The organism is Pseudomonas sp. MDT1-16 (assembly GCF_054898115.1).
This window is the reverse complement of the sequence record NZ_CM142717.1, coordinates 4,717,704-4,741,519: the sequence shown is the minus strand read 5'-3', so window position 1 is coordinate 4,741,519 and position 23,816 is coordinate 4,717,704. Positions and strand designations below refer to the sequence as shown.

Below are 23,816 nucleotides of genomic sequence, written 5' to 3'. Positions count from 1 at the left end.
TCCGTGTCAGGCTTGTTCAGGGGCGGCGAACGGTGCATCCAGCGGCGCGGTGTCGAAAGTGCGCAGCAGTTCGATGAGAATCTGCGTGGCCGGACCCAAGGGTTTGTCCTTGTTTGAGTACAGGTAGAAGCTCGGGTTGCGGCTGCCACCCTGGTCCAACGGTAGCAGCTTGAGCAGACCTTCCTTGAGTTCTCGTTCGATCATGTGCCGAGGCAACCAGGCGAAACCCAGGCCGCTGCTGACAAAAGTCGCGGCGGTGGCGAGGCTGCCGACGGTCCAGCGCTGTTCCGCGCCGAGCCAGCCAACGTCCCGTGGCTGCTGGCGACCGGAGTCGCGGATGACCACTTGCAACTGGCTTTCCAGGTCCTGGAAATTCAGTTCGCGATTAAGGCGATGCAAGGGATGCTCGGGATGGGCGACCGCGACGAACTCGACGTCGCTCAATTCCGCGCCCAGGTAACCCGGGATGCTGAAACCACTGATGGCCAGGTCGGCCACGCCTTCGAGCAGTACTTCTTCAACGCCCGACAACACCTCTTCACGCAGACGCACCCGGCAGCCACGGCTTTGCGGCATGAACGCGGTCAAGGCGCGGACGAGGCGGGCGCTCGGGTACGCAGCGTCGACTACCAGCCGCACTTCCGCTTCCCAGCCTTGTTCCATGTGATGGGCCAGGTCTTCCAGCTGACTGGCCTGTTTCACCAGTTGCCGGGAACGGCGCAGCAGCACCCCGCCGGCTTCGGTCAGCACCGCTTTGCGGCCGTCGATGCGCAACAGCGGCACGCCGAGCTGGTCCTGCATGCGCGCCACGGTGTAGCTCACCGACGATTGCGAGCGGTGCAGCGCTTCGGCGGCCTGGGCGAAACCGCCGTGGTCGACCACGGCCTGTAACGTTCGCCATTGATCAAGGGTCACGCGGGGCGCTTTCATGAATAGCTCCTCTTGTCTAAGCTGGCAGTCCTTATTGGAGACTGCTGAATGAAAAAGCTTTGTTGTGTGGTGTCGGGTTGTGTGCTGCTGGTGATGTTGCCGCTGACGGCCTTTGCCTATCCAATCGATGTTCAAAAACAGCTGAATGGCTTGAGCATCGACTACAACGCGTATGACACAGATAGCGACATTGCTTCCATTCAGGTGAACAACTACGGCACCACCGATGCGTCTTGTACGGTGGTTTTCAACAACGGCCCGGAAGCACCGCGCACCCGCAAGATTGAAGTGGCCGCAGGCAAACACAAAAATGCCACCGCCAAGTTCACCCGGACCATCATCAAGATGCGTATCAAACTGACCTGCACCCCAAAATGACACAACGCGGAGCACACTCGCCGGGTACGCTCCGCTTATAAACAAATTTATCGATGATTTATAGCAGTTACTTGCGCTTTTTCATCGATATAGTTCTGTTTAACCTTCACTCCATCGCCTTACAGCATTCTCAGATGGAGCCTACATCCCATGTCACGTGTTCTGATCATCGAAAGCAGCGCCCGTCAGCAAGACTCGGTTTCCCGTCAACTGACCCAGACCTTCATCAGCCAGTGGAAAGCCGCTCACCCGGCCGACCCGATCACCGTGCGTGACCTGGCCGTCAACCCGGTGCCGCACCTGGACATCAACCTGCTGGGCGGCTGGATGAAACCTGCTGAACAACGCAATGACATCGAACAGGCTTCCCTGGAACGCTCCAACCAGCTGACCGACGAACTGCTGGCCGCCGACGTGCTGGTCATGGCTGCGCCGATGTACAACTTCGCGATCCCAAGCACGTTGAAAGCCTGGCTCGATCACGTGCTGCGTGCCGGCGTCACCTTCAAGTACACCGACACCGGCCCACAAGGTCTGCTCAGCGGCAAGCGTGCCTATGTGTTGACTGCTCGCGGCGGGATCTACGCCGGCAGCACCGCGGATCACCAGGAACCGTACCTGCGTCAGGTCATGGGCTTCATCGGGATCCACGACGTGACCTTTATTCACGCCGAAGGCATGAACCTGGGCGGCGACTTCCAGGAGAAGGGACTGAGCCAGGCCAACGCCAAGCTGGCCCAGGTCGCCTGAGGCTTTAATCGCCAGATAATCCCTTGATGTTCAAGTGACCTGGCGAACCTCTTCAAGGCTTTACGCGCATCGAACCTCCCTTTGCACTTGTTGCTCCTGAGTGCTGTAGCCCGATTGAACGCTTTAGCGAGATCGGGCTTTTTTTTGCCTGGGATTTAGTGATGGCTAGCAAAAACCGCTATCGTCGCCGCCATTCGAAATGAGGCGAGCATGGGCTATCTACTTTTTGTCACGCTGATTCAGGCGTTTTCCTTCAGTCTGATCGGCGAATACCTGGCCGGTCATGTCGACAGTTACTTTGCGGTGCTGGTGCGAGTGGTGCTGGCGGGGCTGGTGTTCATTCCGTTGACTCGCTGGCGTTCGGTTGAACCGGCATTCATGCGCGGCATGCTGCTGATCGGCGCGTTGCAGTTCGGCGTGACGTACGTCTGCCTGTACCTGAGCTTTCGGGTGCTGACAGTGCCGGAGGTGTTGCTGTTCACCATCCTCACGCCGCTGCACGTGACCTTGATCGAAGACGCGCTGAACCGGCGCTTCAACCCATGGGCATTGATCGCCGCATTGGTGGCGGTGATGGGCGCGGCGGTGATTCGCTATGACCGGATCAACCCGGATTTCTTCATGGGGTTTCTGCTGCTGCAACTGGCCAACTTCACCTACGCCGCCGGGCAGGTGCTCTACAAGCATCTGGTCGCCCGTCATCCGAGCGATCTACCGCATTATCGGCGCTTCGGTTACTTCTATCTCGGCGCATTGGCAGTGGCGTTGCCAGCGTTTCTGCTGTTCGGCAAACAGAACTTCCTGCCCGAAGCACCGCTGCAATGGGGCGTGCTGGTGTTCCTCGGCCTGGTCTCGACTGCGCTCGGGTTGTACTGGTGGAACAAGGGCGCGTGCCTGGTGAATGGCGGGACGCTCGCGGTGATGAACAACCTGCATGTGCCGGTGGGATTGCTCATCAATCTGCTGATCTGGAATCAGCATGAAGCGCTGGGGCGGTTGTTCCTGGGTGGGGTGGTGATTCTGATGGCCGTGTGGATCAGCCGGTTGGGTGTACGCCAATCGATAACCACACACTAAACCCCTGTAGGAGCGAGGCTTGCCCGCGAAGGCGGTGTGTCAGTCGGCGACGATGTTGCCTGACACACCGCCTTCGCGGGCAAGCCTCGCTCCTACAGGGATATGTGGTGCTACATGATGTGTTTTTCGGGTTCAGGGATGTGGCTCGCGCCGAGCACTGCCGGAAGCAACCCGGCCCTCAGGTCACCGCCGCTCGGTTGCTGATAAAGGCTCAAGCCAAACTCCGGCAACACCGCCAGCAAGTAATCAAAAATATCCCCCTGAATCCGCTCGTAATCGGCCCACGCCGTAGTGCGAGTAAAGCAGTAAATTTCCAGCGGAATACCCTGGGCCGTGGCCTGCATTTGCCGAACCATGCAGGTCATGTTCGGCTGGACCTCCGGGTGACTCTTCAAATACGCCAGCGCATAGGCGCGGAAAGTCCCGATATTGGTCATCCGCCGACGGTTGGCCGACATCGCCGCCACATTGCCCTGGGCTTCGTTCCAGGCCTTGAGTTCAGCCTGCTTGCGGCTGATATAGTCGGTCAGCAAGTGTACCTGGGCCAGTTTTGACTCTTCGTCATCACGCACAAACCGCACGCCGCTGGCGTCGATGAACAGGCTGCGCTTGATCCGACGCCCACCAGATTGCTGCATGCCGCGCCATTATCACCGGTAAAAGATTTATACTATCGCTGGAGATTTCCACGCGGTTCCCCCCTCAAAACCTCCAAAAATCATCCAACCTTGACTGCCTCGACCCATTGCTTTCCCCTCAGCTCCATGTTCACAATAGGCAATCGCCACAAACTATATACTATATACTACTAACCCAGGCCTGATAGACACACCATGCCGCAGGTTAAAGAAAAGACCCAGGAGCCCCAGGCATGGCATCAGCTATCAAGATCAACACGCGTTACGTCAACGACGACACAGGTCGTGAAATGGAGCTCCCAGGGATTTTTACGAAGGACGGAATTCTACTTTCACATCTACGGTTTCTAGCTTCCTCGCGCTACCTGAAGAAGAGCGCGTCGTGGAGGGAGCGGAATGTGTTTTCGGTGAAGCTTGTGCTTTCGTACATTCGTGCCAACGAGGGGCGGTTCAAGAAGACCTCTGAGCTGTTAGAAGGATTTGCAGCCGCGCTCGAATACGGGACGATCAACATTGAGAGTCAGCGTGATCCGAGTGGACTCTACTGGACTCCACGCAAAGCTGAGGACGCCCGTACGATCCTCAATCACATCACGGCCTATACAGACTGGCTCGCGGAGCAGCCTGCTTATCAAACGTCACGAGCGAACCCCTTCCAAAAGGCTACATCGGTTGAGGAGCGTATGAATTGGTGCGCTTACTACCACAAGCAGGCCAACGTTTTCCTATGCCATCTGAACAAGCCTGTGGACGCCGTTGCGCAAAATGCCAGGGTGCGCAGGATTCAGACATCAGAGGTGCCGTCTTTCAATAAAAGGCCGACTAAGCGATTCCCTGAAAGCGAAATCGTCAATTTGCTTGAGAACGGTTGGATTCGCCGAGTGGGGAGTTCTGACGCTACGCCCCATGATTTCATCGATTACAAAGGGCGGGCTATCACAATCTTGATGCACTACGCTGGGCTGCGTAAGAGCGAAATATTTCATATGTTTCTATCGGATGTAATCGTTGATAGAAAACGCAATGAAGCGATTGTTCGAATTTGGCATCCCGCGCAGGGCCGGGTGCAGGAAGAGGGCTATTCAAACCGTCGTGACTATCTGAACAGAAGATATCGACGAAAGCCCCGCACCGAATATCTAAAAAGTGACTCGTTGCACGCCGGTTGGAAGTCGCCTCTGTTAACTGATGGGGCTGATGGATATTTGGAGGTTTATTTCTACCCTCTAGATACAGCGAAGCTATTCTTACTTAATTATATTAACTATTTGAAGTATCAGCGCGTCGATCCAGCGCCCCATGATGATCACCCTTATGCGTTTACTAACACAGAAGGGAAACCTGAGACGATGAAGAACTTTAACCGTCAGCACCGGGATGCTGTGAATCGAATTGGTCTTGCGCATGCCAAGGAGATCGGAACAACTGAGCACGGTCATCGCCATTCCTATGGATATCGGCTGTGTGAATCTGATTTGCCCCCAGTATTTATTCAAAAGGCCCTGCACCATAGAAACCTAAGTTCCCAGGAAGTCTACAAGCAACCTACTCATGAAGATGCGCGGTTAGAAATGCAGAAGGGCGAAAAGCGGCTCGCTGAAAAGCGGCGGGCACTTGAGGAGGGGCGGGGAACTTCGGCTGAATCGAAGACCTGACCAGTTTAAGACTTTTGGCTTGGCAGCTGCACTCAGCTGCCAAGTTGTGACCTCCAGATCCTCCTTCTCTCCAGCTCTCTAAGCCTCCCAAAGCCTAACAAGCCTCAAGAGCAGCCCATTCCTTCACGTCCAGGCCGTCCCCCCACAACACACAAAGTACACAACGCTTCTTCTGCAGAAAGCGGAGGTGCAAGCGAGATCAGGAATCAGGAAGCAAGGCCCTTACGAAGGTTGGTCAGGGGTGAACGCATCCACTCCGAAAACACCATTTCCTGTGAAGCTTTTTTGCCTATCGAGACAAGCACGCCCGCGCGATGCTCAAAAAATAGCCATAAAGTGGCCGGCCGTTGTCCCCAAAAAGCACTGAAAATGTAACAAAATATTTCAGTTTCTACAGGGGGTTCATTTTAAAATAAATTCTTCAACTGAGACCGAACGCAGCTCCATTTAAAATCAGCATGCGCTCTCGTCAATTCTCGGGACTCCGGAAACACTGATGTCGCCAGATTTTAAAACTGCGAGCATCGATTTAAAATCAACACTCACTGTTTTTGAATTGAAGTCAATATTCAAAATAATCGGATCTTCGATTTTTAAGGATATTGGAAAGAGTCAAAAATGAGCCCTCTTTTTTCGCGGCGAAAACTGTTGTAGCGTTTGCAGTCTGTTTAACTTCATTGCGGGTTGGTTGTGTTGAAATCAGGCGAAAGAGCGGGCGAAGTAAAAAGTGCAGCAGAAGATAATACTCGGGAAGAACCGCTGGCGGTTGAAGAGGAAGTGGAGGGCGTTAAGGAGTCTAAGCGCAGACCCACGCGAGACTTTAGAAGCGTGGCACGCCGACCTCTTTCTGTTTCGGTGGAATATCTAAGTTATGAAGAGGCGTCTGCACTAATTGTCACCAGTGGTATTGTTAAGGTTGTTCAATACAAGAGGTTTCAAGAGTCGCGCACCGATTTGCCGAAACATCCGATGGCTGTATACGCAGATAAATGGGTAAGTTGGAATGGTTTTTTTGGTAAGCCTGAACCATATGCAACATTGGAAGAGTTTGAGGCGGTAGTGCGAGGTCTAAAAATCAATACGACGCGGGCCTATAATAAGGCTCGCGAACTTGATCCGAAGCTACCTGCGTTTCCTTCTTTGGTTTATAAGAATTTTCCTGGCTTCGCTGTAGTATTCGGCAAAGAAGAACCACCGTATAAGAGTATCGAAGAAGCCACTGCAGCTTGCACCAGACTAGGTATTCGTCACGTCGATGACTACAGGAGAAAACGTTCGGAAGATCCTAAACTTCCCCCGAGCCCAAGCAAGACCTATGGAATGTTCTTTACAACATGGGCCAGTTTTTTGGGTATGACTGAAGAACACATCCCTGACCCTGCTGCACAAGGCTTCTATGCGACCTATGCCGAATTCATTGAGGCAGTAAAACGCTTAGATGTTGTCACCAAGGAAGACTACGCTAGTAAGTACAACGCTGATCCGTTATTACCTGCGCGCCCGGAAAATATCTACGTAGCGGACTGGACAGGATGGTCTCCCGTTACGAACGCAAAAACATCATATTATTGCGTAACTTGGCAGCAAGCGCGGGAGCTTGCTATGCCTTATCGTTTTGTTGGTGCGTCTGATTATCAAAAACGATACAGCGTTGACGCGAGACTTCCTTCCAATCCGAAGAAACGATTTAGAGATTTTCCTGGATATGAGCGCTTCCTGTTGCCGGATGAATGCAAGTGCCTCGACGACCTTAAGTGGGTACTGAAAATCCTCAAAGTTTTCAGTAAGTCTGCTTATGATGAGGCGAAATTATCTTGGGCTTTGCTACCAAAAAATCCAGAGAACACTTTTGAAAGCGAGTGGGTAAGTTGGTATGAGGTCTTCGGTTTGCCAGAACCTTATGAGTATGAAGAGCTTCAAGCACTTGCGATTCGGCACAATTGCAAAACGCGAAGTGATTATAGAAAACTCTTTAAGGAACTGAACGATCCTTGTATGCCTTATAATCCAGAGCAGGTATATGAGGAATGGGTGAATTTCTATGAGTTCTTGGCCTTAGACCTACCTTTTAAATTGGAGCAAATCTCACCGGCCAGTCAAGGATGGCGTTCTGATGTAGAGTTTTTTATTGAGAATAGCAAGGTTAGAGGGAACTTAGATCATTCTATTTGTAAATTTATCCGAAATTACATTGAGCCTAATGATTTGGGTTCAGATGTTCGAATGTTTTTAACAAAAAAAGTGGTGGATACAAAAAAATATCTGGCGTTTTTGCATGCTGAGAAAGACCCAGTCATCGGACGCCGGATTTGGTATGAAGTAAACAAATATCTGGAAGACGCCTTGAAACGTCATTTCACTGAGGAGGATGAAGACGGTAACGTTTACCGGGTACCCGGAGCCAATAATCCACTGGCTGCTGTAGAGTTCGAGGGGTACAGAAATACTCCGTCCGAGTCAGTTAAACCTGTGCTTGCTTATCAGTATGTCGAAGGCATTCGTAACTGGATTGTACCCGATGATGCCAAAACATTTGGTGATCTGAAGAATATCCATAATTTCGATAGCGACTACTACCCGGTAGAAAAGTCGGTGATCGATTTCGATGATCCGAATTGTGTTTATCGAGAATCTGGTGGTGAGTATTACATTTGGTTTCCTATTTTTTGGATGGCACTGTATGGATTGGTTTCTGTGCCGGCTCGCGGACGTCAGCTTATGTACAACGATTCGGGCGAGGCCGACGAGTACATTGTTGAACTGGTTGAAGGCAAACCTACGTGGGTTAAAAACACTGGCCCGCTTGCCACTTTACGTCGTAGGCAAGGTTTCGTAACCCATTCGATTGATAAGGAATGGGGGATGTACTTCACCAGTAACAAGACGTCATATGATGGTGCTGGGTACCACGTTCCGTGGATCCCTGAAAAGCTAATCTACTGGATGACAGTGCTCAAAGATTGGCAGCGTAAATACAATCCCGTAGATCGGCTCACACCATGGACTGATTGCGCAAAGCGTTGCAACGTCAGCAAAAAGAAACTCGCGTTAAAGGGGGCGAACACATTTCTCTTCCGAGGCTTTGGGGAGGAACAGCCCGCCGTGTTTGCTCCTTCGTTGACGACTCGGCTTGCGGCTTCGCTGTACCACACTCAGCCTAGCGATCTCGAATTGGCGACCTTTGATAGCACTAGCCGCCCTTCGGCGTTGACACGCTACGAGTCACGCTTCACTCCTCATTCAATGAGGGTGAGCTTAATTACAGCGTACGTGGCTGAGTTTGGAATGCCGATGCACATCATCATGAAGCTTGCGGGGCATGCCTCAATCGTGATGAGCATTTACTACACAAAGGTCGGCGGAGCCAAAATGCGGCACGAGATGGCCGAAGGAGAAAAAAGGGCAATGCTAAACAAGGCCACTCATGCGCAGTTGATGATTGAGCAAAATCGACTTGATGCTTTGCAGCACCAGCTTGTCGCCAACAGTGAGGAAGCATTGGCAGCGCTGATGTCAGGCATGACTGGTACGCAGCTGGTGCGTGATTACGGTGTCTGTCCGTATGCGGGGTCAAGATGTGACGATGGTGGTGTTGCCTTGAATTCTAGTAGCTGGGCACCTGCGCCCGCAGGCTATTTGGGAATGCAGAATTGTCCACGTTGCCGACACTTCATCAGCGGGCCCGTTTTCCTTGCTGGCTTGTCAGCGTTATGGACAGAAATCAGCCTGAATATGACGCTGATTTGGGAGAAGTACAGTTCCCTGGAAAGCCAGCAGAATATTCATCGCACAAGAATTCTAGAGCTGGATTATGAAGAGGTTGAGTGTGTCGGAGCAGGAAAGGATTTTGATGAGAGCGAGCGCATCAAGCATGAGTTAGCCAGTCGCAAGCTTCATGCGGAGATGGAGGGCGTGGCGACTAAAATGGACATGTATCTGAATGACATGCAAGCGATTACCAAGCTTATCGAAGACTCACGTGTGGTGCTAAAAAACGAGGTGGAAAAGGGCCCCAACGTTGAGAGCGGCGGGCTCCAACTCATCGCAAGCGATCAGAGCGAGTTGCACGTGGAGTATGAGGAAACCTCCCTGTATCAGCATCTCAACGAAGTTTGCGTAAACGCCACTATCTTCCAATCGGCATCGGCCACGTTAGCGACCCCACGACGCTCTCAAATGATTGATCGAATGGCCATGATGAACGACGTTCGTCCCAACATGTTCAACCTCACTGAGGAAGAGCAATTGGTACTGGGCAACCAGATTACTGACTTCTTTTTCACTCGCTTGCAAAGCTGGGAAAGGGTTGACCAGATCATCTCTGGGGAGCTGCGATTGGAAGACCTCCATGGTAGCGAACGAATTTCGAAAATTGAGTTCACCAAGCTGCTGGAAACCCGGCCGACCTACTCAACGGTTGCGCTCCAACAGGATTTTGCTGACGGAGAAGTGATCGAGGCTGAATGCATGACGTAAGATGTGAATGGAGATGGTTTGGGGGACAGCATCAAGCCCCCAACGATTAACAGGCTTAGTAAATTTAGAAACCGCGCTCAGTAATGCGCAGTACTGGCATGAGAAGAATTGAATGACACCAGAGGAAATGCTCGTTCATTTGTGCGAAAAAGCTCCCAAGCAGAAGCCTTCGCTCGAAGCGATCTACGCAGTCTGTAAAGAGATAGCTGACTTTGGCAGTACTGATTTTTCATATGCGAATGTCGCTCGTCGTGGCGCTGATCAGAAGGTGCCCAAGGCGCAAAGTATTACGAACAAGACTGGGGAAAACTATCAGGCCCTGATCAAGTGCTTTGCATCAGCTCAGGGCACTCGAAAGCGTCCGCCAAAGCCTCGTGCGGGAGACGCTTGGGCGGACGACATTAAGGATCCGCAGGTAAGGATTCTTGTACAAAGAACACTCGCTGAGCTGGCAGAGGCACAGCAAGCGTTGAAAGAAATCATTCCACCTGGAACATCGATCAGGGTGGATGATCGGACTGGGGCATCACCGGATTTCAAATTGAATTCCTTCGAGCGCAGGGCACTGGAATATCTGCGCTCAGATGACTTCTTGCATGACTTCCAATTGGAGCGAGGTAAGCGGGGTGAGGTGCTCGACCAAAAGGGTCGTGCGGTCTTCAAGCCTGGGACGATTGAGGCACTCGACAAGGTGCTGAAGCTTCTCTGATTGCCTTGGGGCTTCCAAGGTGAAGTTGTGCCGAACAGGTGTCAGAGGATCCTGGAGGCCTCATCACTCGACGAGGCCTACTCTCGCTCTCTAGCTTACTTACCGATAGCAGCTGCGATTAACGAGCTGCGCTTGTGTGGACTGCCGACATCTACCGGATACCGTTGACGCGGAAACTGGCATTCGAATCTGCTAATCGACAGGGGGGATCTGGTTGAGGTGTTAGTCCATCTCCGTCACATAACGGCAGTGGCCGCAGAGTTTGGTGAGGTCATCATTCTCATCTATCTCACCTTGATCCAGCTCCCCTCCACATTCTAGGCAGGCGGGAGAAGGGCTGCTGTCCAAACAAAGCACACAAAACGCTTCTTCAGTCAGATACGTGTAATGAGTGCATCGTGTGCAGGTGGATATGGGGGGTTCGCCTCCCTTTGTCGCAGCGTAATACAGGTCTGCGTAATGGTGCATGGTCACGATGACCTCCACGGCCTCCTCATACTTTGCAATAGTCCCGCAACAAGTGCACTCGAAGGACGTCTCTGGAGGGACTGTATCAGGGACTCGCGGTTTAATTAGCTCTGAACGACACCCGGGGCATTGCAAGAGAGTCGCCGAGTTCGCGAGTAACGGGTGCGTCCAACTCACAGCTTTATTCGCCTTCTGGCAAATCTCGTGCTCGCGTTTGTAGAACGTTTCCTGTGCTGTGAGGTACGCCCAAACATCTTCACCCAACAGTTGCAAAGGGGTTCGATTGAGGTAGGTAGGCACAAACTGCTGTATGAGATGAAACGAGGCGGCCATGGCTTCCAGAAGGCCTGAGGTCGGGAGGCGAGTGTAATAGTGCTCAACGTCGTTTCGCATCTCGGTGAGCTTTCTTAGAAGGTTCCAATCAATTCCCTTCACTCCCAAGCCGTCCAAGCGAGTGATGATTGATTCGACGTCCACCGTTTTGCCGCCCTTACCAATCCAGATTGGCTTCCCAGTCACATCTAGCGCGGGCATGACGTTTTGCTTGAGAAAAGCTTCCTTTGAGTCTGGAGGACTCAGTTCCTGGAGCTTGACCTTGAACATGAGGAGCAGACCTGCAGTGAGGTTACGGATCGCGGAAAGCGCCCGGGTCTCATCGGTGGAAACAGCTTTGAAATCCTCCAATCCGAGGCGAATGGAGGAAACCGCGTTGTCGAGCATGGACATCGTTGTCTTCCTTGTTGATGACAGGCTTCTTGAGTGGATCGTGACTGCTGGATCAGAGAGCTGACAGATGGAGCAAACTGTCCCCTTGGGCTAACGATGTCCGCTTTGCCTGATAGCTAAACTACGTTAAGTGCGGCCTTCGGCGAACAACACTCCTTCACGAGCTAGGAGGTTCCGAACCCATTTTCAGCGATCCGTCTATACACCAACGGTGAGTTGAGTGCTGAGAACATGTGGTAAAACTGGCCAATGATGCAACGAGAAACCGTGAGATGGTATGGGAAGATGAGGGCGAACATTCTCCCCGCAGTGAGGAGTACAAAGGTGATGGTGCGCCGTGAATGGGCTAAATATTTCCACTCGCAATCGATGATGCCCATATGCCATACTGGATTCAACCAATGCAGCACCGCTGCGTGGAGCGAGCTAGAGGGGAGCTCCTTCCACATCCATTGACGCGAACTGATCACACGGACGAAGATCCGTGCAATTTGAATTGACTTAGCGATTGGCTATTAATGCACCTCTGTGGTTCGTGAACCTTGAAGCTTTCGCTCGGTCTTAACTGCAGTGCTTGATACCACCTGTCGGACGTAATCAGGCAACGCTTGTGGATGCGCTAAGGTGTGGCCGTATAATTCGCGCCGTTTTTAACGGGCGAATCTTGCGTCGCGCTGTAGCCAAATGAAGTCAGTGGTCGCGCATTGGGCAAGTCTACATGCACAGTGGAACTGTCAAACTAGGGGATCAGGAATGAGCTTGGAGCGTCTTTTTGAGGAAGCACGTAACCGTATGGGGCCTAGTCGCGAGGAGCGGCTGAAGGATGCGCGCGCGCGTTCTGAAGAGTTCAATCGACGTGCAGCGAAGGATTTCGCCGCTCAGCAGGTCACCCGTGAGCTGCTAGCCAAGACCTGCAGCCTCTAATTCTTTTTTCATCGAAAAGCAGCCCTCGCGGCTGCTTTTTTTTGCGCGATCACAATGACTCCATACCTTGTTTCCAAGTTTGAAAAGGCAACGTTGAGTGCCTTGATTCGTGAGTGCTTCGGTGACGAATTCTCGGATATCTTCTCCAAGCCTCAGGTTTCTTACATCTACAACTACCTCACCACGCTAGGCGCTCAGGCTGTACTGCTTGAGCCCGAATACATTGACCGCGAGTTTCTGGAGGACTACTCCAACTACTACGTTAAGCGTTTTGGCAATGACGGGTACGTCTGCTCCCGGTTGCATTTTTTCAGTTGCCCAATTCGCCATCAAAGCCTGGATAAGCTCCTGCTGGGAGAGCCAGGAGGTGATCTCACATTTGAAAAGCTTCAGGAGCACTACCTCGGGTTCATGGTGATCAAACCGATCACCAAAACTTTTGTAGGCAAAATGGGCATTCCACGCCATCCGGCCACTCAGTCCACCAACATCCGGCCACCTATTCCACGGTCATCCGGCCGGGCAGTCGGAGCGCAGCGACGCAGGTTTGCATTGTTAGTCTGAAGTCTCTGTCGCCGTCAATTTCGTTGCGCGTCTGCGCATCGATTCGCCCTTCAGTTCGATCCGATAAGCGTTGTGCACCAGCCGGTCGAGGATCGCATCGCCCAAGGTTGGATCGCCGATCAGCGCATGCCATTTGTCCACCGGCATTTGGCTGGTCACCAGCGTCGAGCGGTTGCCGTAACGGTCGTCCAGCAGTTCAAGCATGTCGCGCCGTTGCGCAGCGGTAAACGGCGCCAAGCCCCAGTCGTCCAGGATCAGCAAGTCGGTCTTGGCATAACCCGCCATCAGTTTCGCGAAGCGGCCGTCGCCGTGGGCCAGGCCTAGTTCTTCCATCAAGCGCGGCAAGCGCAGATAACGCACGCTGTAACCGTCGCGGCAGGCCTTATGAGCCAGCGCGCAGGCGAGCCAGGTTTTGCCTACGCCAGTTGGGCCGCCGATGATCAGGTTCAGGCCGTCGCGCAGCCACTGGCCGCTGCCCAGTTGCAGGATCAGGGACTTGTCCAGACCGCGCGGGCTGCGGTAGTCGATGTCTTCCAGGCAGGCGTTATGGCGCAGTCGTGCAGCCTTGAGGCGAGTAGTCAGGCGTGCGTCTTCGCGCTCGGTCAGCTCGCGGTCGACCATCAGACCGAGGCGTTCGTCGAAGCTGAGATCGTTGATGTCAGGCGTTGCATGTTGTTCGCCAAGCGCCTTGATCATGCCGTGCAGTCTCAGGGTTTGCAGCTTATCGAGTGTCGGGTTGGGCAGCATTTTGGTGCTCCTTTTCAGGTCAGTGGTAGTAGCCGGGGCCGCGCAGATTGATGTGTTCTTCGGGCAGTAACGGCAGGTTTTGCTGGGCCAGCGGTAGCCGTTCCAGCCCTTGGCGCAGGATCGATTCGAGGCTTTTGTAACTGCACGCGCCCAGTGCCAGCGCACGCTGACAAGCGGCTTCCAGCCGCTCTTCGCCGTGCTGTTTGCTCAGGCGCAGGATGCCCAGGCAGGCGCGGAAGCCGTGCTGCGGATGGATTCGGCGTTCGAGGATGTAGGCGATGACGCCGGCCGTATTTGGGCCCGTCTGCTCTGCCCAGCGGATCAGTCGCTGCGGCGTCCATTCGGCGTGTTCGCGGTGGCTCTTGGGCATGTGTTCGGTTTGGGTGGTGTGGCGGCCTTTATGCGGCGAGCGCAGGTGGCTGGCCACGCGCTGGTTGGCGTGGAAGCACTCGACGGTCTGCGCAGTCAGCCGCACTTCGAGTTGGTGCTTCACCAGCTGATACGGCACCGAGTAGTAATGGCCGTCGACCTCGACGTGGTAGTCGATGTGGACGCGTACCTTTTTCCATTCGGCGTAGACGTAAGGGTGTTCCGGCAGCGCTTGCAGCGCCGGTTGGTCGATGCTCTCGAAGGCTGACCGGCGTGAGCCGGGCAGCTTCTTGAAGGGCTTCTGATTGAGGCGATCCAGCAGCAGCGCGATGGCTGTGTTGAGTTCGCCCAGCGAGAAGAACTGGCGGTTGCGCAGCACCGCCAGGATCCACCGCTCGACTACCTGTACGCCGACTTCAACCTTGGCTTTGTCCTTGGGTTTACGCGAGCGCGCGGGCAGCACGGCTACGCCGTAATGCTCGGCGAGATCGCGGTAACTGGGGTTGATATCCGGCTCGTAGCGATGCGCCTTGGTGACGCCGCTGCGCAGATTGTCCGGTACCAGAATCTGCGATGTACCGCCGAGAAAGGCGAAGCAGCGTACGTGCGAGCCCAGCCAGTCGGGCAGTTTCTGCGACCAGGTGGCCTCGGCGAAGGTGTAGCTGGACGCGCCGAGGACGGCGACGAAGATCTGCGTCTGGCGGATCTCGCCGGTTCGCCGATCAATGACCGGCACGGTCTGGCCGGCGTAATCGACAAACAGCTTTTCGCCGGCACGGTGTTCCTGGCGCATGACCACGTCGACCTTGGCAGCCCAGAGGCGGTAGTGCTCGCAGAACCAGCTGTACTGGAAGCCTTGCAGATGGGTGAGCCGATACTCTTGCCAGAGCAGGGCCAAGGTGACGCCGGGGCGACGTAACTCGGCATGGACATGAGCCCAGTCCGGCATCGGACGTTGATCGCTGGGAACCGTCGGCGCTGGCGGGAATAGACATCGCTCCAGTTCGGCGTCCGACAACTGCGTGGGCCAAGTCAGGCCGCTGGCAGCAAAGCGATTGAGGTACTCACCGACGCTGGCTCGACCCACTTGCAAGCTGACAGCGACCTGGCGGGCAGATAGGCCGACCTCGAATTTGAGACGTAGCACTTCCCTAATTTTACGCATGGATAACCGCTCCACGACGACCTCTCTGCTTCGATAAAAGAGGTCGATGGTAGTGAATTAATCCTGCGTTGCTGCCTGCTTTAAGGGTGGCCGGATGAGCGTGGAACGGGTGGCCGGATCACCGTGGAATCAGTGGCCGGATGTTCATGGAATAGGTGGCCGGATGGCCGTGGAATCCGCAGGCAAAACATGCTTGAGGCGTATTGGGGAGGAAGATTGCGGAGCGGGCCTGCGTAAGAAAATTTCGAAGCGTTACGATGTGAACCTTTTCGGCGTCAAGCTCCACGTGGACTCCATTGCGTTCCAGGAGCAGGACAAAGTCGTGGCGGCGTGCGCTACGACCGCTGTATGGACAGCTTTGCATGGTTTCCCGGGACGGGATGTCCGCAATATCAAGTCGTGCAGCGAGATCACAACCGCCGCTCTCAACTTCGCGGTTGGGTCAAACAATGGCTTCCCGAATGGAGAGCTCAGCAACGAGCAGATCCAGCGCACACTTGATGTGGAAGGTCTTCGCTACCACAACACAAACCTCTCCCCGCACACGCCAGAATGGTTTTGTGACTACCTCTCGTCGCACATCGACAGCAATCTCCCAGTGATTTTGACCGGCATGGTCTATAGCCTGAAGCGCGTTACGCAGCCGACCCGGAAAACCGAGGTCACTCGCTTGGCAGGTCATGCCATCACGGTGCTTGGTTATGATTTTCGAGAGAATGCCAAGTGGGTCTACATGCACGATGACCGCTTAGGGCCATACGCTCGGGCTCGGGTGATTTCGCTGAAAAAGCTGCTCGGAGAAGAGCTCGCTTCGACGATAGATGCTCACTGGGCTTTGGCTGTGTCCAAACGGAATGACAAGGGCGTCTGGTCTAAACCGCATGAGTTTTTGGTACCCGACTTCGCCTTCGCGCCGGCCGATAAAAAGGCCAGGCTTCCTTATGTCTACGCCTACGAAACCGCGCAGAGGATTGCCGAAGAGGTCAACCGGTGGATGGCGAATATATGCCCTTTGCTTGAGATTTCGCAGGCGGCGTTTGATTTTAAGATTCGGCTTGCCAGCGTTGCCGAGGTGCGCGCCAGTGTGCTGACTCATACAGCCCATTGCCAGGAAGGTAACACGCTAGGTGCGGGCGAATTTGTATTCTCCCTGGAGGCCGAGGATCTGGAGCGTTGGGCTCAAGACAAGATCAAATTTCTCACCACCCATCTTGCCAGACTGCAGTGGCAGATCGACTTTTCGTGGGCTGGCCGGCCTATTTTTACATTGTTGCTGGACGCTACCGACATTCCTGCGGGTAACGCGGTTTCAGGCCTTTACTTCTATGACCTTCTTTACAGTTTTGTGGCGTTAGGTGCCTTCATTGAGCAACAAGCCAAACCTGGCGAGCTGGATCAACAGCATTTCTACAACGCGTTCTTGAAAACGCTGAAAGATCGCAAGGAAGACTATGAAAGCCACCTGCAAAAGACTTATGGCGCAATAAGAGCACCGAACTACCTGAAAGACGATGAAGTCTCGGAAACCGGCGAGGGCACCAATCGTACGACCAAGCAATTCTTTGATCCGTCGCTGAAAAAGCTCAGCACGTTGTACTCGGCAAGCGCCAAAGACAAGTTCCGCAATCTCATCTGGGCGATTGGAAAAGACGGCAGCCTGTTCGTGGCCGAGGACATCACCAAGCCGAAAGTGCTTGGCCATCCCAGCATGACAGGACTTCACCCTGCACGAATTGCTGGAGAGATGTGGTGTGAAGGTGAGGGTAAGAGCGCAGTCTGGTTCGTCAACTCGGAGTCGGGTCGGTACAGCCGGGACTATGCGACGCCTGAGGTCTATTTGAAAAATGCCATTAGGAAGATCGCGTCCATTTTCTCAAGGGATAAATTCCAGTTGGGTGGGGCAAGACCTCGTGAGGAGCAAGTAGACATAAACTTGGCCGGCGCTACGAATCAGGTTCCGGAATTGCCAAACGCAACTTTGGCCGGCGCCACAGATCTGGTTTCCGAATTGCCAGACGCTAAACTGGCCACTTCGTAATCTCATTGTTCTACCGAGGGGCGACAGGCTACGCACCAACTGATGGCCTGATCGCCCCGATCATCTTAGACACCTTGCGTATCTCGGTCGGTTTTTGCGGATCGACTGTTCGCTCCTTCACTGCCTTCAGAATTTTTGGTCTTTGCAGTCAGTAGCCTGCATCCGTATGAAGCTCGATGGGTACACCGAATTGCGTGGAGATGAGCTCAAGCTTGAACTCAAGCTGCTCGGTCAGATAGTCGAAAAACGTTTCGCCTTGAGAGGATTCGAAGTCTGCAGTGAGCAGGACATCCATAGCCGAGGATTCTGCTTTGCTCTGGAGTAGGCGTGTGAGTATCCCGCTTACCATCAGTTCGGCCAATTGCTCATTCAGAAGTTCGCCGAACCCCAACGAGTGATACTGCGGCCGAATGAACACGGCGCTAAGGGATATCACAAGTCTAAAAGGCTCAACGGACTCAAGCTCTTCGTCCGAATCATCGCCGTTGTAAAACGTGTATCGGCACAGTCCTGCAAGTTCGCTCTCGATCCAGAGCTCCAGATTTTCTGCATCGATGAAGTATTTGGGATTGAGGGGGCTGCCGGCAGAGGCGATTTCCTGGATCAGCGGTGTCTTTTCTTCATTGGTCGCCATTCCAATTGAAAAGGCAAAGTTCCATTCCTGGTCTCCCACATAGGACGTATGCACGAAAGCGCAAAGGCCTCGTTTTTGTGGGCCCAGACTATCGTCCTGATGCCACGCCTTTCCCTCACTTGGGAAGTCTTCCTGCAGTTCCTCAATCTCGCAGCACTGTTCCATAGCACTTCCATTAACGCTTTGAATTTCAGCATTCTTGCACAGCCTATGCTGTCGCCGTCAGGCTAGCGCTGGGGAAGTGCAGAGAAGGAGCGTGAGTATCAGACGCTTTTCCTACGGCGCTCAATCACGGGATGATCTTTTGCGATCTGCTTAGCTGCATGAAGCGGCGAGGGCAGCCTGAGATAGCCATCCCATAACGGCGCGTCCCGACACCAGATGCCGGTCTGCATGGCCAGTACCCTGCGATCACTGAAACTCCCTACCTGGATGACAACAATTTCGGTCACGCCTAGCTGCTGAAATCTAAAGTTAGGACAGTTCGTAGTGACCGAGCTCGTTTATTTTGACTCCTGCCCGGCGATCGGGCGTAAGGCGTTCTTGAATGATGTAATACAGATCGCGAAATACCTTTGAGGACGTCGCGAAGTAACTGTGTCCTAAACCAAATATTTCAGCTCCCGCTGACGTAACGTCAACGGTGGACAGGTCTTGCATCACTATCGGGGGAGAGGCGTCACCCGCGCGAGCCAAGGTCTTGAGCTTCCTTGAAAGCATGATTGCTCTATCTTTTCTGGACGCGTACAAGGTCACCTGGTCGTACTTGTTGAATATGCGACCTATCTGCCTGAATCTGCCGGCGTCTATGTCTGGCGCGGCAAGGACGATCTGGCTAATGGGCGTAGTACCGGGCGCGCTGTTCCACGTTTCAAGCACGCCAAGCAGGGCGCGATTACCCATGCTATGAGCGATGATATGCAGCCGGCTCAATCCAAGCTTCGTGGTGACCTCGGTCAGGAAAGTACGTAAGTGATCCTTAGACCAATCTACAGTCTCCTCGTCTTCCGGGTATTTTTGAACCTTGCCGCAAGAGGCCCAGCTATAACACAACTTGACGCCTGGAAACTTAAGGTCGTGGCCAATCTGCGCTGTGCGCCAAAGGGCCTCCTCGAAACTCACATTGAACCCATGGATGAACAGCAAGCCTTCACCCTTAGCCATATGGGCGTTGCGGATCCAGTCACTCACATCCAAGGGCGTAAGTTTATGGATGACGATATGTTTGTTGGGGTCTTGCTCGGGTGTTCGGAAAAACAACCATTTGGAGCGAGGACGCTCAATTTGGCCCTCCACATGTATGTCAGGGACTGACACGCTTGCCATGCCGTAGGTGACCTTGTCTTCGCCTCTGAGATCCCCGAATGCCACTTCTCCTTCGTCGTCTATCTCGATTAATCGGTCAGTACCGAAATGAAGAACATGTTTCTTGAAGTTCTCTACCTCGGGAATGGGTGCCTTGTTCTCAGGTGTTTGAGAGGCGAGTTCGAACGAGTTATTTCTACGTTCGGCAAACCGATAACTAATCACTTCGTCGTCAACAAGCGCGGGGTGTCGCCTATGCGGGGCAGGTGGGGAATGAGAGCCCGGCAGATCCCTTGAGTCCATGGTTGGTCGCCGAGTTACAACTTTCTGACGTGGATGTGCCTCTCCAGGCTCTTGTAACCACCAGCGTGTATCTTCTAAGCGTCCATTCCTTTTGATGGTGCGCGCGCGGTCTGGAGGCGAAAGGGTGGAACGGGTGATGAGTCCTCTGAAGCCGGATTCTGTTATCAAAATTCTGATAGCACCGTCGCTCAGAGAGTGAGTGTCAAGGGTCTCCCGGACAGTGTCTGATTCGACCAATAACACAGTCTGGCTGCACGTGTTACGCAATGCGTCGAATCGCGATATCAGGGAAGGGCGTTCAATTCTATCTATGAGCGTGGTGACAAACGCTCCATCAGGCGCTGTCTGCCATGCGATAAAAAGATAGGTCGAACTTACGAGCCTTTCGTGCGGTTTCTTCGTCGCAATATTTTGGGCGAGGATAGCAATGGCCAGTTTCAGATCTTCAATCGTTCTCATGCTCTACCTTGATAAGTCCTTTGAATCCTTTCTCCCAAGTCAGGCTCATTGGCCGTAATTGGAGGCTGTTGTAGAAAAATGGAGCCTACGCATTTCAGATCGGTTACTGACGCTGATCTTGAGCTCGCCTAGGCCGAGCGCGGGTGAGCACTGGCAAATGCAATCCATCCGAGATTACAGCAATCTTGATTGTGTGATTTTGCGACATGGATAGACCGTCAACTTTCAAGCCAATGCACTCATGCCGTAACCGCTGGAGGCCGAGCGTATCTCCGTCATCATCTGTCCGCGAAAGCACTTGTCCATGCCTGAGAAAAGCGTCGCAGTCATCTCTGTTCAAATCAAATTCATTTTTAAAGCAGCGCTCTCCGGCTGCGGCCAAGTGCTGCATCCCGAGTACCCAATGCTTAGAAAGCAGCGACAATCACCTCGTAATGCCTGGATGAGGGCGATCAGCTCTGACGATGCCAATGGCGCCGAACCGTCGATTCCGCCATCTCCAGTTCTCGTGCGATATCCGCTTGCGAAAAACCTTTTTTCTTCAACGCTTGGACTTTCTCTCGGGTTTTTGCCGCTGCAGTGACACCGGGGTGCGGTTTTGCCTCGACCTCCATTGGAATGGCTGCGTTGAGTAGTGAGATTGACTGAAGATCTTCTTTGGCGAGCTCCAGGACTTCGCTGGCCGTCAGCTCATCCTGCGCCGCGCACACGAGGGCCATAAGCGCGACAGGGCTGAGCTCCATCACTCTTGCGAGTTCGATGATGGCTGCAAGGCTGGGCGAGGTTTTCCCATTTTCGATTTGGCTCACATGTGATTGAGTGATATTTCCACTCAATGCTACCTGCGTGAGTCCTCGCTTTTTTCTCAAGACCTTTAGCGCTGCGGCGAAGGCGGTGCGCACAGACATTTTTCCGTTCCGTTAAAACAGAGTTGTATGCCCCGTTTGCCATCCGCCACTCAAATCTATATATTTATATAGGTGGCGGTATCGGTTCTCTGCATCCGTTGACGGCTTGCGAAATCCGGCCCCGTCCCTGTGTCCGCTCCTTCAATTTAGCTGTAAATCGAGATCAGGCCATTGATCAAGCTTCATGTGCTCTCAGATCTGCATAACGAGTTTTCGTCCTATCAACCCATATCCAATGCCTTTGACGTGGTGATTTTGGGTGGGGACATCGATGTCAAGGCGAGGGGCGTGACATGGGCAAATGAAGTCTTCGAGTGCCCTGTCATCTACATCTGCGGAAATCACGAGTTCTACGGTGGCCACATCGATCACACGCTGCAAAAAATGAAGGAGGCCGCATTACCGAACGTCTATGTTCTAGAAAACGAGACCTTCGTTTGGAATCAAACACGGTTCCTATGCGCCACGGGGTGGACTGATTTTTCGTCGAGTGGAAACGTGGTTGCAGCAACCCAAACAGCGTGGGAGTGGATGAATGATTTTCGAGTCATTCGCACTGGAGAAAACTATCGCCGGCTGCGCCCGTCCGACCTCATCAGTCGAAACCACGCGTCGTTCGCCTGGCTGGCCAAGGAGCTCGATGAGCCATTTGATGGCAACACTGTGGTCATTACGCATCACGCCCCCATACCCGAGGTTGCGGGTGATAAACATGAAGGGCATTTGAGTGCTGCTTACTCAAACCGTTGGCGCGAGCTTCTGGATAAGGCGGATCTTTGGATTTTTGGACATACACACCGCGCGGTTGATATCACGCTGGAGGGCTGTCGTGTGGTCTCGAACCCTAGAGGTTACCCAGGTGAGCAAACGGGCTTCGATCCCGGCTTTGTGATTGACCTTCCCTAAGGGCGCGCATACCCATGCGTTGTGAGAAGGGCAGTTTCTATATTGATCGTTAGGGGGACTGAAAGATGTGTGGAATAGACAACGAAGTACGTACCCCGGCTGACCTTGCAGCTGTGCCGCTTGATGACTGAGCAACAGCTTACATCGTCCATTCCGGCAGCGGTTGCCGTGGCAATGGAAAAGGATTTCGGTATGCCCATCACCGCGTTCCTGTTCGCAGCCGTCGACAGTCCACCCGTCATCATGGGAACGGTTTATGGCGATACCACAGGTCGTTTTCGAGAGGGTGCGAGCATGCGGACGTCCCGGATAACGGGCGTCATCTTCATCGACGGTTATTCGTTATTTCAAACCGTGGCAGGCAGCCGATACGTAATCGTGAGTTGGGCGATTGGCGGCGGCAACCTCTACATGAACCGCATTTATCACTGAGGGATCTGCAAACGCGGCGCGAAAAAGGCTTTCGGGTTATCCACGTATCAGCGGGGATAGGGAAAATAATTCCTGTCTGGTACTCGCGGGAAGAGCAGGTTAAAGCGAGATTATGAATACAAGAGTTACAGATACAGACCTGCTAGGCGATTTACTGTTTGGGCCAGCGCAACCCCTTGGGGGGTCAAAGCTTGGCGACGATGAGTTAGTCGAACTGGCCGCTGATACCTTCGGAGAAAAGCCTTTTTGCATCGTCCGACGTTGGATGTTGTTGGATGTCATGCTCCCGGATTCTCAAGAACGGGAAATCAAAGCGCAAGGCCTTGAGGCAACCGTTTTGTATGTGCAAGCAGTGGTGTTCGATAGTGGTAACAAACTCCAGCTAGGGGATAGTTTTCTCAGCGATTTTCAGAGCGACTTTGAGGAATGCGTTTTTGAAAGCAAAGATACCCTTTACATCTTAGCCGGCCGTGGTGCCCGCAAGCATGCCAGCTTGCCTGCGGTCAAAGCGTTGGGGGGCTGGTTGAAGACTCTTTATCCTTCCTCTGGAAAACGAGTGCCAACTGATGCTCCGTTTTTTTGAGGGTCTGAGCCTTCAGCAGCTTGAATTTTGAGTTTATTCAGGAGCTCTTGGGTCTGCTCATCAAAGACGAGTCTTCCAGTATCTGCTGATAAGTAAATTCGAGTCATTCGTCCAATATCCATCCCTAATCGACAATAGTTGAAGCAGAATGCTTCGGAACAAACGAGTGATTCTACTGGTGTAGCGATGGGAATATAACCAATGAATACAGCTGTGTCTTGTTCTGCAGGGTGAGTGTTTAAATGAAATACCGCAAAAGAATCCTTGTGTTCTTCGTCGGTCGATAGCTGAATTTCCCAATCACAATGCTGGTTCAGCGTTTTGTTGTACTGTTTGATGTATTCCGCAGAGTTGTAATTCATGGTGCTCTCCTTGTTCTTGTTGTTAGTTAATTATAAAAATTGAGCAATGACGGTTGCAACCCTCTTTTTCGAAGTTTTAAGAGGCCGTTTGTAGCGCGAAAAAGCACGTGAGTGTGCCTGGTGTTGAAGCGTGACGTGCTTTAAAAAGGCTGATGTGAATAAACGAGTGGCGAGAGCAGAACTGCATGAGAGTTGCCAATGCACGCTTCGTAATCTATCGGTGAACTGGGAAGAACTCCCTATTTGGGCGCAATGCCTAGCTCACCTTTGGATTGAGTCAAAAACGTTGAGCGAGAAACGATTCCTCGCT

General features: G+C 53.1%; 21 protein-coding genes and 1 pseudogene. 12 read left to right on the top strand and 10 right to left on the bottom strand.

Translation table 11 applies throughout. The annotated features are described in order from the left end of the window. Window positions 1-6: 6 nt before the first annotated feature. Entirely contained in the window at window positions 7-930 is a 924-nt protein-coding gene (locus tag ACYZT3_RS21690) for a LysR family transcriptional regulator (RefSeq protein ID WP_033056127.1), read from the bottom strand. Window positions 931-978: 48 nt separating this feature from the next. On the opposite strand from ACYZT3_RS21690, the gene ACYZT3_RS21685 reads away from it, so the two are divergent. The 3 genes from ACYZT3_RS21685 to ACYZT3_RS21675 all read left to right on the top strand — a co-directional run bounded on the left by ACYZT3_RS21685 (window position 979) and on the right by ACYZT3_RS21675 (window position 3,135). Next, window positions 979-1,308, top strand: a complete 330-nt coding sequence (locus ACYZT3_RS21685) for a 3-phosphoglycerate kinase (RefSeq protein ID WP_282377086.1) — start codon at window positions 979-981, stop codon at window positions 1,306-1,308. 150 nt (window positions 1,309-1,458) lie between these two features. Next, window positions 1,459-2,058, top strand: coding sequence for an FMN-dependent NADH-azoreductase (locus ACYZT3_RS21680; protein ID WP_282377085.1), 600 nt, complete (start codon window positions 1,459-1,461; stop codon window positions 2,056-2,058). A gap of 210 nt (window positions 2,059-2,268) precedes the next feature. Continuing rightward, complete coding sequence (locus ACYZT3_RS21675; RefSeq protein WP_282377083.1) at window positions 2,269-3,135, top strand: carboxylate/amino acid/amine transporter; 867 nt, start codon at window positions 2,269-2,271, stop codon at window positions 3,133-3,135. A 110-nt stretch (window positions 3,136-3,245) separates the two neighbouring features. Here ACYZT3_RS21675 and ACYZT3_RS21670 read toward each other — a convergent pair. Then, a pseudogene (locus tag ACYZT3_RS21670) lies at window positions 3,246-3,782 on the bottom strand (mechanosensitive ion channel family protein); the annotation flags it as partial. Between the two features lie 224 nt (window positions 3,783-4,006). Between ACYZT3_RS21670 and gmtY the strand changes: the two are divergent. The 3 genes from gmtY (at window position 4,007) to gmtX (ending at window position 10,613) form a co-directional block, all read left to right on the top strand. After that, on the top strand, window positions 4,007-5,428 hold the full coding sequence (gene gmtY, locus ACYZT3_RS21665) for a gamma-mobile-trio recombinase GmtY (protein ID WP_462030733.1): 1,422 nt from the start codon (window positions 4,007-4,009) through the stop codon (window positions 5,426-5,428). Between the two features lie 693 nt (window positions 5,429-6,121). Next, on the top strand, window positions 6,122-9,904 hold the full coding sequence (gene gmtZ, locus ACYZT3_RS21660) for a gamma-mobile-trio integrase GmtZ (RefSeq protein WP_462030732.1): 3,783 nt from the start codon (window positions 6,122-6,124) through the stop codon (window positions 9,902-9,904). A gap of 112 nt (window positions 9,905-10,016) precedes the next feature. Continuing rightward, on the top strand, window positions 10,017-10,613 hold the full coding sequence (gmtX, locus tag ACYZT3_RS21655) for a gamma-mobile-trio protein GmtX (RefSeq protein ID WP_462030731.1): 597 nt from the start codon (window positions 10,017-10,019) through the stop codon (window positions 10,611-10,613). A 222-nt stretch (window positions 10,614-10,835) separates the two neighbouring features. Here the strand turns inward: gmtX and ACYZT3_RS21650 are convergent, their stop codons facing one another. Then, window positions 10,836-11,807, bottom strand: coding sequence for a hypothetical protein (locus ACYZT3_RS21650; protein WP_462030730.1), 972 nt, complete (start codon window positions 11,805-11,807; stop codon window positions 10,836-10,838). Window positions 11,808-12,560: 753 nt separating this feature from the next. On the opposite strand from ACYZT3_RS21650, the gene ACYZT3_RS21645 reads away from it, so the two are divergent. After that, window positions 12,561-12,731 carry a hypothetical protein gene (locus ACYZT3_RS21645; protein ID WP_462030729.1) on the top strand — a complete coding sequence of 57 codons (171 nt, stop codon included), beginning with the start codon at window positions 12,561-12,563 and terminating at the stop codon, window positions 12,729-12,731. A gap of 54 nt (window positions 12,732-12,785) precedes the next feature. Continuing rightward, entirely contained in the window at window positions 12,786-13,295 is a 510-nt protein-coding gene (locus ACYZT3_RS21640) for a hypothetical protein (protein ID WP_462030728.1), read from the top strand. Here ACYZT3_RS21640 and istB read toward each other — a convergent pair. Both istB and istA read right to left on the bottom strand, forming a co-directional pair. After that, window positions 13,287-14,042, bottom strand: coding sequence for an IS21-like element ISPsy14 family helper ATPase IstB (gene istB / locus ACYZT3_RS21635; RefSeq protein ID WP_025163932.1), 756 nt, complete (start codon window positions 14,040-14,042; stop codon window positions 13,287-13,289). The genes ACYZT3_RS21640 and istB overlap by 9 nt on opposite strands. Before the next feature lie 19 nt (window positions 14,043-14,061). Further along, window positions 14,062-15,576: an IS21 family transposase gene (gene istA / locus ACYZT3_RS21630; protein WP_462030624.1), complete on the bottom strand. Its 1,515-nt coding sequence runs from the start codon at window positions 15,574-15,576 to the stop codon at window positions 14,062-14,064. Window positions 15,577-15,670: 94 nt separating this feature from the next. On the opposite strand from istA, the gene ACYZT3_RS21625 reads away from it, so the two are divergent. Next, window positions 15,671-17,614 (top strand): hypothetical protein, encoded by a 1,944-nt coding sequence (locus tag ACYZT3_RS21625; RefSeq protein WP_462030727.1) that lies wholly within the window; start codon window positions 15,671-15,673, stop codon window positions 17,612-17,614. A 148-nt stretch (window positions 17,615-17,762) separates the two neighbouring features. Here the strand turns inward: ACYZT3_RS21625 and ACYZT3_RS21620 are convergent, their stop codons facing one another. The 4 genes from ACYZT3_RS21620 to ACYZT3_RS21605 all read right to left on the bottom strand — a co-directional run bounded on the left by ACYZT3_RS21620 (window position 17,763) and on the right by ACYZT3_RS21605 (window position 21,223). Continuing rightward, window positions 17,763-18,413, bottom strand: coding sequence for a hypothetical protein (locus ACYZT3_RS21620; protein ID WP_462030726.1), 651 nt, complete (start codon window positions 18,411-18,413; stop codon window positions 17,763-17,765). A 98-nt stretch (window positions 18,414-18,511) separates the two neighbouring features. Next, window positions 18,512-18,700 (bottom strand): RNaseH domain-containing protein, encoded by a 189-nt coding sequence (locus ACYZT3_RS21615; protein ID WP_462030725.1) that lies wholly within the window; start codon window positions 18,698-18,700, stop codon window positions 18,512-18,514. A 22-nt stretch (window positions 18,701-18,722) separates the two neighbouring features. Next, window positions 18,723-20,315, bottom strand: coding sequence for an alpha/beta hydrolase (locus tag ACYZT3_RS21610; RefSeq protein ID WP_462030724.1), 1,593 nt, complete (start codon window positions 20,313-20,315; stop codon window positions 18,723-18,725). Window positions 20,316-20,767: 452 nt separating this feature from the next. After that, on the bottom strand, window positions 20,768-21,223 hold the full coding sequence (locus ACYZT3_RS21605) for a helix-turn-helix domain-containing protein (protein ID WP_462030723.1): 456 nt from the start codon (window positions 21,221-21,223) through the stop codon (window positions 20,768-20,770). 174 nt (window positions 21,224-21,397) lie between these two features. Between ACYZT3_RS21605 and ACYZT3_RS21600 the strand changes: the two genes are divergently transcribed. The 3 genes from ACYZT3_RS21600 to ACYZT3_RS21590 all read left to right on the top strand — a co-directional run bounded on the left by ACYZT3_RS21600 (window position 21,398) and on the right by ACYZT3_RS21590 (window position 23,144). Next, entirely contained in the window at window positions 21,398-22,129 is a 732-nt protein-coding gene (locus ACYZT3_RS21600) for a metallophosphoesterase (protein ID WP_462032409.1), read from the top strand. A gap of 123 nt (window positions 22,130-22,252) precedes the next feature. Then, window positions 22,253-22,561 carry a hypothetical protein gene (locus ACYZT3_RS21595; RefSeq protein ID WP_462030722.1) on the top strand — a complete coding sequence of 103 codons (309 nt, stop codon included), beginning with the start codon at window positions 22,253-22,255 and terminating at the stop codon, window positions 22,559-22,561. 112 nt (window positions 22,562-22,673) lie between these two features. Continuing rightward, window positions 22,674-23,144, top strand: a complete 471-nt coding sequence (locus tag ACYZT3_RS21590) for a DUF6957 family protein (RefSeq protein WP_462030721.1) — start codon at window positions 22,674-22,676, stop codon at window positions 23,142-23,144. Here ACYZT3_RS21590 and ACYZT3_RS21585 read toward each other — a convergent pair. Next, window positions 23,096-23,506, bottom strand: coding sequence for a hypothetical protein (locus ACYZT3_RS21585; protein ID WP_462030720.1), 411 nt, complete (start codon window positions 23,504-23,506; stop codon window positions 23,096-23,098). The two genes, ACYZT3_RS21590 and ACYZT3_RS21585, sit on opposite strands and share 49 nt — an antisense overlap. Window positions 23,507-23,816 lie beyond the last annotated feature (310 nt).